This is a genomic window from Mesorhizobium shangrilense, from assembly GCF_040537815.1.
GTDB classification, from domain to species: Bacteria; Pseudomonadota; Alphaproteobacteria; order Rhizobiales; family Rhizobiaceae; genus Mesorhizobium; species Mesorhizobium shangrilense.
Window position 1 is genome coordinate 233540 of the sequence record NZ_JBEWSZ010000004.1, and the last position, 12193, is coordinate 245732.

Sequence of the window (12193 nt, forward strand, 5' to 3'; positions counted from 1 at the left end):
ATCTAGGCGGCCGCGAGTTCGAGTTGCTTTTGAACCATGCCGCGCAGGGCCTGCAGGTCCTTGGCGAATGCCCTTATGCCCTCGGCTAGCTTCTCGGTCGCCATCGCGTCCTCGTTCATCATCCAGCGGAACGTTTTCTCGTCCATGGCGATCTTCGGGTCGGGTTTCCGGGCATCCGGCGAGAGTTTCGGCACCAGCGTGCCCTCATCCTTCGAAAGCTCGTCGAGCAGCGCCGGCGCGATTGTCAGCCGGTCGCAGCCGGCAAGGGCTTCGATCTCTCCGACATTGCGGAAAGAGGCGCCCATGACCACCGTCTTGATGCCGTTGACTTTGTAGTAGTTGTAGATCTCGCGGACCGAGAGGACACCTGGATCTTCCTCGGCACCGAATTCCTTGCCCGTCGACTTCTTGTACCAGTCCAGGATGCGGCCGACGAAAGGCGAGATCAGAAAGGCGCCGGCGTCGGCGCAGGCAACGGCCTGCGCCTTCGAGAACAGCAGCGTCAGATTGCAGTCGATGCCTTCCTTCTGCAGCGCTTCGGCGGCTCGAATGCCCTCCCAGGTGGAAGCGAGCTTGATCAGGATTCGGTCATGCTCGATACCACGCTGCTTGTAGGCGGCGATGATGCTGTGCGCCTTGGCGATCGAGGCCTGCGTGTCGAAGGAGAGATCGGCGTCCACCTCCGTGGAGACCCGGCCGGGAACGAGCTTGCTCAGGGCAGCCCCCACCGAAATGGCCAGCCGATCGGCCACCGCTGCGGCCACGCCTTGACTGTTACCCGCCTGTTTCCTGCCCCAGGCGACGGCTTCCTTCACATCGTCGGCAAACATCGGCGTCCCCAGCGCCTTGAGCACGATCGTCGGATTGGTGGTGCAATCGACCGGTTTCAAGCGGGCGACGGCTTCGATATCGCCGGTATCGGCCACGACCGTGGTGATCTTGCGCAGTTGATCGAGTTTGGATGTCATCGTCACGAAATCCCTTTGTTGGGCCTCACACAGGCCGACCTTATATGGCCAAGCCGTTCTCGTCGAATTTGTGGATGTTGGACCCGTTTGGCAACAGGAAGATGGTATCTCCCGATCAAGAGGCGCGACCGATTGCGCCAACCCCGTTCCCATGCCTCCAATCAGGCGGCCTTGATCTTCATCTCTTCTTCGCTGCGCACCATTTTGGTCACGGCGGCGAAGTCGAGCTTGCCGGAGCCGAGGACCGGCACTTTGGCCACGACGCGCACTTCGGCCGGCACCATCAGGTCCATGCCACCGTTAGCCTTGACGAAGGCCAGGAATTCGGTGCGCGTGGCGTTGGCGGCTTCGGTGATGAGGATCAGCTTCTCGCCCTTGCGCGCATCTGGCACGGCGGCGACCGCCGAGAGCGAGCCTTTCCACAATTCGCCCGCCAGCGCCTCGATAGCGGCCAGCGATATCATCTCGCCGCCGATCTTGGCGAAACGCTTGGCGCGGCCGCGAATGGTGATGAAGCCGGCGTCATCGATGGCGACGACGTCGCCGGTGTCATGCCAGCCGTCTTCGAGCGGTTCCAGCACGCCGGGCTTCTCGGCCCTGAGATAGCCGGCCATGACATTAGGCCCGCGCACGAAGAGCCGTCCGCCATCGTCGACGCCAGGCACCGGATCCAGGCGGTACTCCATGCCAGGCATGATTTTTCCGACGCTGCCGGACTTGTTGTACATCGGCGTGTTGATGGAGATCACCGGCGCGGTTTCGGTCACGCCATAGCCCTCGAGGATGCGCAGGCCGAACTTTTCCATATAGGTCTGGCGCGTCGACGCCTTCACCGGTTCGGCGCCGGCAAAGCAATAGCGCACCGAGCGGAAGTCATAAGGATGCGCGGTGCGCGCATAGCCAGCGAGGAACGTGTCGGTGCCGAAGATGATCGTTGCGTTCGACGCATAAACCAGTTCCGGCACGATACGGTAATGCAGCGGCGACGGATAAAAATAGACGGGCACGCCAGAGATCAACGGCAGCACCGTGCCGGCCGTCAGGCCGAAGGAATGGAAGATCGGCAACACGTTGAAGACCTTGTCGCCCGAATGGAAGTCGATGCGCGAGGCGGCCTGGGCGGCGTTGGCCAGGATGTTGCGGTGGGTCAGCACCACGCCCTTGGGCGTGCCTTCGGAGCCTGACGTGAACAGGATCACCGCCGGGTCCGTGGATTTGCGGGCAACGCGCGGCGTGCTCTTGCGCAACAGGCCGAGCAGCTTGTCCTTGAGGCCGATGGTGGCGCGCAGATCATCGAGCCAGACGATGTTCACCGAGCGGCCGAGTTCCTCGACGACGGCGCCGAGCTTGGCCTGTTCGATGAACGCGCGCGACGTCAGAACTGTCTTGACCTCGGCGGTCTTGCAGGCTGACAGGATGTTGGCGGCACCAGCGGTGAAGTTCATCATCGCCGGAACCTTGCCGGCCGACATGACGCCAAGCAGGGTCGCGCAGGAGCCGTTGGCATTGGGCAGCATGATGCCGAGCGTCTGCTGGCCGGCATAAAGAGTCTTGAATTTCTCGCCCAGCACGGCAGCGGCGGTCAACAGCTTGCCATAGGTGAGGGAGCCGGTGACCGGGTCCTGCACGGCGAGCTGTTTCATGCCACGTTCCGTTGCCGTCTCGATGATCTTCTCCAACACGGTCTTGTCGATGTCCTGCGTGCGGAAGACGAGGTCCGACATCACCTGGTAGAGCGCGGCGCCAGCCACGGCACGGCGCTTGCGGCCCCTGAGTTCCTCGGGCACCTGAAGCTTGACCGGTTCCAGAATGGTCACCTTGACCTTCGGGAACAGGCGGCGGCGCACATGCTGCGACGTCAGGCGCGAAAAGTAGCTTTTCTCCAGCCCTTCGATGCGCACCGGCACGATCATCGAACCGGTCTTGTCGGCCACCATGGCGGCGCCGTCATAGACCTTCATCAGGCCGCCGGTGACGGTGATGCGGCCTTCCGGAAAGATGACCAGCGGGTCGCCGCCCTGCACGATCTTGATCAGCGTGCGGGTCGACATCGGCTTGGAGGGGTTGAGCGGCAGGGCTCTCGCGAGCTTCAGGAACGGCTTCATCCACCAAGCCTGGGCGATGGTGTGATCGATGGCGAAGACCGGTTCCTCGTCGGTCAGTGTCAGCGCCAGCGGGCCGTCGAGAAAGCTGACATGGTTGAGCGCCAGGATCGGCGCCGGCCCGGCCGCCTTGAGGTTTTCCATCCCCTCGACTTCGAGGCGGTGGAAGGCACGAAACAGGATGGAGACGAAATCGCGGAAAGCATTGGTCGGCAGGTATTTCAGCATCAGCCAGGCGGCGACGGCGTTGAACGCGGCGAGGCCGAACAGGATGACTCCCGTGGAGACGCCGGCGGCCTGAATCGCGGCGACGAGTATGCCGCCTACCGTCATGAAGCCCGCATTGACGATACTCACCGCGGCGACGACGCGAGCGCGACGCGCTTCGGGCGACCAGGCCTGCACGGCGGCGAAGGTCGGCACCACGAGAAAGGCACTGGCAATCGCCATGCCGGCGAGATCGATCGCGACACGGATCGTGTTTGGCCCGGCAAAGAACATGGTGAGTGTTTCGGCCCTGGGCGAAGGCTGCATGCTCCAGATGGTCCAGGCCAGGTCCAGGCCGAACAGCGCAAGCAGCGCCGTGCCGACCGGTGCGGGCAAGAGCACGATGCGTCCCTGCGACATCCATGCGGCAATGGCGGAGCCAATGGCGATCGAGATGGCGAACACCGCGAGGTAGGCGGTTACCGCTATCTCGTTGCCGCCGAGCGAATCCTTGACCAGGGTCGGCAGGATCGACAGGACGATCGCCCCGATCAGCCAGAACCACGATGTCATCAGCCCGGCGCGCCATATCCGCTTGTCGCCGCGCAGTCCGCTGACCTGCCGCCACGTCGAGCGAAAGATGTTCCTGTCTATGACGAGGTCGGGTGCTGCTGAACCGGTGGACGGAATGTAGCGGCTGGCAAGCCAGCAACTGACGGCGAGGATCATCATGATCGGCCCGAAGACCCAGACGCCTATGCCATCGGCCGAGACGACGCCGCCGGCGATGGTGCCGCCGAGGATGGCGGCGAAGGTTGCCGATTCGATCCAGGCATTAGCGCGGGGCAATTCCCTGCGCTCGAGATGATCGGGCAGGATGCCGTATTTGATCGGGCCGAACAGCGCCGAGATGATGCCGAACATGAGCAACGCCGTCATCAGCACCGGGATCGACGACAGCGCGATACCGATGACAGAGACAGCGGCAGCGGCGATCTCCGCAAATTTAAGCCGACGGGCGACAAGCGCCTTGTCGAAGCGGTCTGCGATCTCACCACCGAGTGCGGAAAGCAGAAGGAAGGGGGCCATGAAGACCGCACCCGCCAGTGTGACCAGTGATGCTGCCTTGTCCGCGGCAAGGGTGAACAGGATCAGGAACACCAGCGTGTTCTTCAGGAAATTGTCATTGAAGGCGGAAAGAAACTGCGTCCAGAAGAGCGGCGCAAAGCGCCGCGACAGCATCAGATGGTTGTTCATGGCAATGTCCAATGGGCAGGTCATCGATCGACCCGGACTGGAGCGATCAGGGATTGCTTGCACGATTCCAACCTTTTTCTAACAGGCAACCCGATTACACTTCGTTACTGCGGTTGATATCATCAGAAGCTTTTCGGTCTTTGTGTGTCCAACGGCTGAAGCCCTCAAGTCCGGTCATGGCACGCCAGCATGGCTGGATCGCCCAGTCTCGATCCGTGCCTATGGTCGCCTCGCCTGACCGCTCTATTTCCCTGTTGTCGCATTGGTCGAATAGGAGGTTTGCATGGATCGGCGATTGTTTCTGACGGGACTGATTGGTTTGGCGGGCGCGGCCACCTTGTTGAAAGTGATCCAGCCCCAAAATGCCTTGGCTGGCGTTCCCAGCGTCGAGACCGGCATTCTCGACGAGCTGGACGGGCCATCTGACACCATTGTCGAGCAAGATACCGCGCAACCCATTGCGGAGCCGGTCAGATACCGGCATCGGAGGCACAGGCGCGGCTGGAGACACGTTTGCCATACCTACTGGCGACGTGGTCGTCGGTACCGCCGGTGCTTCCGCCGCCGCTGGTGACAGGTTTCCATTTTCCAGATCGACGGTGTATCGCCTCGCGGGCGCCTGGGCTGGGCGGGATCGCGACATGAACCTGTTCTGACGGATCGGCCATGCACGGAGTGTGGCCGGCCTGATATCCGCTTGGCCGGCGCCGCCTCCCTCCCGTCAGAGGGATTTTGAAAAGGACTTCGCCAGGCAAGTCGAGCGACAAGAGAAGCAGTGGTCCGTCTCATCGCTGCCTCCGGTTCGACGTTTCGGCATGCGTGCTCACAGACAGCAGCCTGTGCTCAGGATAGCCAGCACCACGTGTCGCGAAATCCACCTATCGAACCTTGATCGAACACCCTCTATGTTCGTGGGTGGAGACTACTCATGGCATTTCGATTCGTACACACGGCCGATATTCACCTAGACTCGCCGCTGCGTTCGCTGGCGCTGCGAAACCGCGACCTTGCCGAGCTCGTCGGTGACGCCAGTCGGCAGACGTTTGTCTCGATCGTGGACCTTTGCCTTGCGGAACGTGTCGATGCGCTGGTCATTGCCGGCGATCTCTACGATGGCGACCAGACCTCGATGAAAACGGCGCGGTTCCTGGCGGCACAGATGACGCGTCTGCACCAGGCCGGTATCAGGGTTTTCAAGATCCGCGGCAATCATGACGCCCTGTCGCGGATATCGAAGCAGCTGGTGTTTCCCGACACGGTGACGATCTTCACTGGCCGTCCACAGTCAGTACTGCAAACGGCCGGCGGACTGGACGTCATGTTCCATGGCTTGAGCTTCGCCAGCCCCAAGGCGCCGGACAGCCTGCTGCCCAGATATCCGGCTGCCCGCGAAGGCGCCGTCAATGTCGGCATCATGCACACCAGCCTCGCCGGATCGCCGGGTCATGATGTCTACGCGCCCTGCAGCGTTACCGACCTGCACGGCCACGGTTTTGACTACTGGGCGCTCGGGCACATCCATGTTCGCCAGGTCCATCCTGGAGCAAGCACGGTGGTGATGCCGGGAATCCCGCAGGGCAGGGACATCAACGAGGCCGGCGAGAAATCCGTCACCTTGGTGACGATAACAGACGACCGCTCCGTCGAGATCGAGGAAAGGCTGACCAGTGTCGCGCAATTCGAGCGGGCGAGTGTCGACCTGACCGGGACGGTGGAATGGTCCGACGTCATCGGGCGCGTCCGCTCCGCGCTCGAGGAAATCCGTGGCTCCGTCAGGTCGCGCCATGCCGTGGTACGCCTCGGACTGACCGGGGCGTCGCCCCTGTCATGGGCGCTGATCCGCGACCGGGACCTGCTGTTGGCGGAAGCAGAGCAGGCCGCGGAACAGGTGGGCGACACATGGGTGGAGAAGCTCGAACTTGACCTTGCTGCGCCCGGGACGGAAACAGCCGAGGGCATCGCGGACCCGGTTCTTGAGCTCGCTCAATCCATGCGCGCCGACGCCAGCTCGGAAGCTTTTCGTGCCGAGGCGAGGGCGCTTGTCCAGAAGATGATCGCGGATCTTCCAGCCGACGGGCGCGACTTTGCCGGAAGGGACGAGGCTGGCCTGGACCTGTTTCTCGACAGGGTGCTTGCCAACGGCGCCGACCTAGTCACGGCCCGCCTCAAGGCAGGCGGCTCGCAATGAGGCTGCGGCGCCTTGACCTCATCCGCTATGGAAAGTTCACCGACAGGACGATCGACTTCGGCCCCAAACCGGAGTCCGGACCCGACCTTCACATCGTGTTCGGCCTGAACGAGGCCGGCAAGTCTACAGCGCTTTCCGGCTATCTGGACCTTCTGTTCGGCATCGAGGAACGGAGCCGCTACAATTTCCTGCACGAGTATGGCGCCATGCGCATCGGCGGGGTGCTCGAATTCGACGGAGCGGAGCACACGTTCACGCGCACCAAGCAACGGAATAACTCACTGTTGAACGCGACAGGCCAACCGGTGAGCGAGGTGGCTATTACCGCTCATCTCGCCGGCCTGTCGCGTGACGCCTATGCGACCATGTTCTCGCTGGACGACGAGACGCTGGAAGCAGGCGGCAAGTCGATCCTGGAATCGCGTGGCGACCTGGGCAAGTTGCTGTTCACGGCCAGCGCCGGTCTTGGGCATGCGAGTGATATTTTGAGCGCGCTCGAGGCCGAAGCGGACGGGCTGTATCGCAAGCAGGCGCACGGAACCGAGCTTGCGCTGCTCAAGAAGCGCCTGGCTGACCTCAAGTCGCATCGGGATCAGATCGATACCTTGGCATCGACCTACGAAAGCCTTGAAGCCGACCGCTTGGACGCGGCGGAAAAATACGATCGCAACATCACCGAACGATCGGTGCTGTCGGCACGGCTCGATACCATTGCCAAATACCTTCGTGCGCGCCCGATCCTCGCGGATATCCGGCGCAAGGCAGCCCAGCTGGCGGAACTGCCGGACATCGCTTCACCATCTCGCACCTGGACGGGCAGCGTCGCTGGGCTGATCGACGACGACGCCAGCCTGAGAACGCGGCTGGCCGGCAACATCGACGAGGTCGACCGCCTGACGACGAAAATCGCCTCCGTCGATGTAGACGAAGTGATCCTTGCGATTTCCGAGCGCGTTCGTGGCCTGGCGGAGAGCAAAGTGCGCCATGTCTCGGCTGGCCTCGACTTGCCCAATCGCAAGATGGAGCAGCAAATCCTCAACAACGCCGTGGCGACCTGCCTTGCAGCGCTCGGACGGTCCGCCGAACGAGATCCCACCGCGCTGCTTTTGCCCGCCGCCACTGTTGGCGCTGTCCGCACCATGGTCGAGCAGCGATCCGGGATAGCGACCAGCCTGCGCGTCGCCCGCGACGAGGCCGCGGCGGCGCTTGATGCGCTCCAGACGGCGCGGGAGCGGGTCGGCGAGGAACGGGCCGTGCCCGAGCCCGCCAGGGCGAGGCTGGGTGCGGCCTTGTCGAAGGCGAGGTCGAGCGGGCACGCCAGCGAGATCAAGGCGGCACGCGAGGCGGAAGACGGGGGCCTGGTGCGATGGGAGGCGGCACTCGGCCGCTTGCACCCATGGTCCGGCGACGCGCAGGCGTTAGGCAGGATTTCCGTTCCGGGCACCGGGCAGATCGGCGCCTGGAAGACGCTGTCGGCGGAGCTAGGCAGGAAGAGAGCCGTCCTGTCCGAACGTCTCGCCGAATACGAGGGCAATCAAGAGTTGCTCGCGGCACGTCTCGGCGCGCTTCGCGCCTCGGTCGATGTGGCCGATGATGAAGCGGCGGCCGCGATCCGGCGATCGCGGGATGAGGCCTGGGCACGCCATCGCGGTGTGCTTACCGGCGAAACCGCTGATGATTTCGCCGCGGCGTTGGAGCGCGACGACAGTGCCGGCGCGGGCCGGTTGGCCAGCGCGTCGGAGCTTGCCGAGATCCGGGCGACAACACGCGGCCTCGCTGAAGTCGCAGCCGACATCGCGCGTCTGCGCGAGCAATGTGCACGGGTCGACATCGACGTGGACGCAGCCCTGTCGGACCTGCGCGCAGCGGCAAGGGGTCTGCTCGGAGACTGTCAAGAAGTGTCTCTGGAGCGCCTGATCGAACGCATCGAGGACCTTACTTCTGGCCGCACCGATGCGCTTGCAGCCTGGGAAGAGATCGAGCTTGCCCGCAAGAAGGCCGGGCGGGCGGCCGATGAGGGCGAGCGGATACGACGGGAGCTGAGCGGAGCGCTGGAGAGCGTCGGCATCGGCGCTGAGCCCCACGACAGCCTGGAGACGATCATGGCCGTCGCCGAACTGTTCCTCGACCGGCAGCGCAAGGTGGATGCCCAGCATGCCGAGGCGCTCAAGACAGTGGGCGCTAGGGAGGAAGAGCTGGCCACAAGGCGAAGGGCCGGGGAGGTGGCGGAGCGGCGCGAGGAGGAATGGCTGGCCGGCATTGCCGAGGCGCTCAAGGGCACATGGCTGGAGAACGGGCTTTCCGCGCCTGGCGTCGGCATGGTCCTCGACCAATTGGCCGAGTTGTCCAGAAGCCTGCAGGAGCGGGACGCCATGCAACTGCGCATCGAGAAGATGCAGGCGGACAGGGACAGCTTTATTGTCGAGCTCACCGCCGTTGCCGCCGAAGCGGACGAGCCGGTTGACGGTGAAGAACCCGAACAGTTGGCGATCCGGCTTGCCGAGCGCCTGGAGCGTGCCGATCGTACGCGCGAGATGAAGGCAAACCTCGTCAACGACCTGCAACGCCTGCGGAATGCCCGCGAGGGTCTCGACGCTGAAATGTCGGCCCATGAGCGCCGCAGGAACGACGTCTTGGACGTCTTCGGTGTTGCCACCTTGCCCGAAGTGGTGGAGCGCGACGAGCTGCTGCGCGACAGGGATCGCCTGCGCACCGCGATCGCCGAACTCGAGGAGCAGGTGGCGGCCGAGCTCGCGGTGGACGGTTTCGAAAAGGCGCGCTCGATCCTTGATGCTCTCGATTTCGACGGCCTCGCAGTCGAAAAGGCCGAAAGTGAACAACGGCTGCTCGACCTCGACGAAGCGATAAAGCAACAGCTCATTCGGCAGACGCGCGCGGCCGACAAGTTGGACGCCATTGGCGGCGACAGTGCCGTTGCCCGCATCGACGCCGAAAGGCGCACTGTCCTTCTGGATATCGAGGAAAAGGCCATCCGCTACATCGAGCTTAAACTGGGAATAATGTCCGCCGGCAACGCCCTGCGCGTCTACCGCGAGCGTCACCGCTCCGGGATGATGGCACGGGCATCCGACGCGTTCGCGCTGATGACGCGCGGCCAGTACTCGGGTCTGACCACCCAACCGGTGAAGGGCGGCGAAGTGCTCATCGCATTGCAGCGCGACGGGCAGTCGAAGGTCGCCGACGCGCTGTCAAAGGGCGCTCGCTTCCAGCTCTATTTGGCGTTGAGGCTCGCCGGATACCATGAGTTCGCACAGTTCCGGCCTTCCGTACCGTTTATCGCGGATGACATCATGGAAACCTTCGACCATGTCCGCTCCGAAGAGGTTTTCAGACTGTTTGGAGAGATGGCGAATGCTGGCCAGGTGATCTACCTCACGCATCACCAGCATTTGTGCGAGATCGCCAGGACGGTGGTGCCGGGCGTCGCGATCCACGAGCTTGGATAGGATCCACATGGGAGCGGCTGCGCCGGGTGAGCGGCGCAGCCATTGTAACTAGAGTTTGCAGTAAGGCGTCACCGGCGCGATGGTGCCGAAATCCTTGGCGATCTCGTAGCCAATGCCATCGGCCGCCGCCTTGCCGACATAGGAATGGCAGAGCGTGTGGTTGTTGGAGGCGTCGACGCGGATCTTGCCTTGCGGCGCGTCGAACTCGATGGTCGGCAGTGCCTTCAGCACATCGTCGTCCTTCAGCGATCCAGCCTTCTCGGCGGCCAGCGCGTAGATGTGCAGCCCGTTATAGCCGGCCTCGCCGATGCCGTTGACCATCTTTTCCTGGCCGAACTTTTCGCGGAAGCTCGAGATGAACTTCTTGTTGACCGGATTGTCGAGCGCCATCCAGTAAGGCTGCGGCGCATAGGTGCCGGCAGCCACGCCGGGCGGCAGGGCGTCCTTGTTGAAGACCTCGTCGAGCGGGGCGATCAGCGGCTGCTTGATGTCGAAGCTGCGATACTGCTTGAGCTGGGTGACGGCGTCATTGCCGACGACCATCGACCAGACGACATCGGGCTTCAGCGACTTGATCTTCTGGAAGGCAGGGCCGAAATCCGTGGTGCCGAACGGATAGTAGTCCGCACCAACGATCTTGCCGCCGGCCTTCTCATAGGCCGCCGTGATTGCCTCGGTCATCTTCTGCGGCCAGGCATAGTCCGAGGCCATGATGTAGATCGTCTTGCCGAGGTTGTCGGCTACCCACGGCATCATCGGGTCGACCTGCTGCATCGGGATCGGACCGGTGGCGACGAAGTAGCGGTTGCATTCGCCGCCCTCGAAGTTGGTCGGATAGAAGAACAGCTTCTTGGCCTTCGAGGTCACCGACAGGGTGGCGCTGCGCTCCGGCGAGATGATCGTGCCCATGATCACGTCGACCTTGTCTTCATTCAGCAGCTTGCGCGCCTTGTCGATGGAGCCCTTGGTCGTGGTCTGGTTGTCTTCGATGAACAGTTCGACCTGGCGCCCGCCAATGCCGTTGGCGGCGTTCAGTTCGGCGGCGGCGAGCTTGTAGCAATTGAGCAGCGTCTCGCCGAGGATCGCCTGCAGTCCGGTAATCGGGATCGACAGGCCGACCTTGACGGTGTCGGCGGCGCGCAGGATTGACGGCGCGCCGACCATGGCAAAAGCGGCGGCAGCGCCGCCTGATTTCAAAACAGTTCGCCTGCTTATCATTGTTGTGTTCCCTTCCATTCCCAAGCGCGCCCCATGCACGCCTTACAAAGCCAGTAGATTCCAGGCGCGCTTCAGGCGCGCCTTATAGAGCCAACAAGTCCTTGAGCAGGCTCTCGTCGGCGAACGCCTCTGGCGTGCCTTCATGCACGATCCTGCCCTTCTCCATCACCAGGCAGCGGTCCGCCGCCTTGAGAACGAGATCGAGATTCTGTTCCACGAGAATGATCGCGATGCCGCGCTCGCCGGCGATGCGCGGCACGAGTTCGGCGATCGACTGCACGATGTTCGGCTGGATGCCTTCCGAGGGCTCGTCGAGCAGCAGCACCGATGGCAGACCGCACAGCGCGCGGCCGATCGCCAGCATCTGCTGCTGGCCGCCCGAAAGCGTGCCGGCGATTTGCGCTTCGCGTTCGCGCAGGATCGGGAAATAGCCGAAGATGTCGGCGGGGATGCCGCCATCGCCACGGTCCCTGGCGGCGCGGGTGCCGACCTCCAGGTTTTGCCGCACGGTGAGCTGGTTGAAAATGCCACGGCCCTGCGGCACATGCGCGATGCCCGCCCGCGCGCGGCGGAAGGCCGGCGCATTCGTCAGATCCTTGTCACCGAGAACCACAGCGCCGCCGCTCGCCCTCAGGGCGCCGGCGATGACACGCAGCAGCGTTGTCTTGCCGGCGCCGTTGCGGCCGAGCAGGCCCACGACTTCACCGGGCGCGACACTGAGGTCGATGCCGTTCAGCACCGGGAGCAGGCCATAGCCGGCCGAGATCGACACTGTCCGCAGCATGG

7 protein-coding genes are annotated in these 12193 nt (G+C 63.4%); 3 read left to right on the forward strand and 4 right to left on the reverse strand.

Annotation, left to right across the window (positions count from 1 at the left end):
- Window positions 1-2 precede the first annotated feature (2 nt).
- Window positions 3-968, reverse strand: a complete 966-nt coding sequence (gene tal / locus ABVQ20_RS31915; RefSeq protein WP_354463671.1) for a transaldolase — start codon at window positions 966-968, stop codon at window positions 3-5.
- 161 nt (window positions 969-1129) lie between these two features.
- Entirely contained in the window at window positions 1130-4534 is a 3405-nt protein-coding gene (locus ABVQ20_RS31920) for an acyl-[ACP]--phospholipid O-acyltransferase (protein ID WP_354463672.1), read from the reverse strand.
- Window positions 4535-4817: 283 nt separating this feature from the next.
- Between ABVQ20_RS31920 and ABVQ20_RS31925 the strand changes: the two genes are divergently transcribed.
- The 3 genes from ABVQ20_RS31925 (at window position 4818) to ABVQ20_RS31935 (ending at window position 10189) form a co-directional block, all read left to right on the forward strand.
- Window positions 4818-5108, forward strand: coding sequence for a protamine-2 (modular protein) (locus ABVQ20_RS31925; protein WP_354463673.1), 291 nt, complete (start codon window positions 4818-4820; stop codon window positions 5106-5108).
- A 354-nt stretch (window positions 5109-5462) separates the two neighbouring features.
- On the forward strand, window positions 5463-6722 hold the full coding sequence (locus ABVQ20_RS31930; protein ID WP_354463674.1) for a metallophosphoesterase family protein: 1260 nt from the start codon (window positions 5463-5465) through the stop codon (window positions 6720-6722).
- Window positions 6719-10189, forward strand: a complete 3471-nt coding sequence (locus ABVQ20_RS31935) for an ATP-binding protein (RefSeq protein ID WP_354463675.1) — start codon at window positions 6719-6721, stop codon at window positions 10187-10189. The genes ABVQ20_RS31930 and ABVQ20_RS31935 overlap by 4 nt, the downstream gene beginning before the upstream one ends.
- Window positions 10190-10237: 48 nt before the next feature.
- On the opposite strand, the gene ABVQ20_RS31940 is transcribed toward ABVQ20_RS31935, so the two are convergent.
- Together ABVQ20_RS31940 and ABVQ20_RS31945 are read right to left on the reverse strand one after the other, a co-directional pair.
- Window positions 10238-11407: a substrate-binding protein gene (locus tag ABVQ20_RS31940; RefSeq protein WP_354463676.1), complete on the reverse strand. Its 1170-nt coding sequence runs from the start codon at window positions 11405-11407 to the stop codon at window positions 10238-10240.
- Between the two features lie 82 nt (window positions 11408-11489).
- The gene (locus ABVQ20_RS31945) at window positions 11490-12191 is read right to left on the reverse strand and encodes an ABC transporter ATP-binding protein (protein WP_354463677.1); all 702 of its coding nucleotides are present in this window, start codon (window positions 12189-12191) and stop codon (window positions 11490-11492) included.
- Window positions 12192-12193 lie beyond the last annotated feature (2 nt).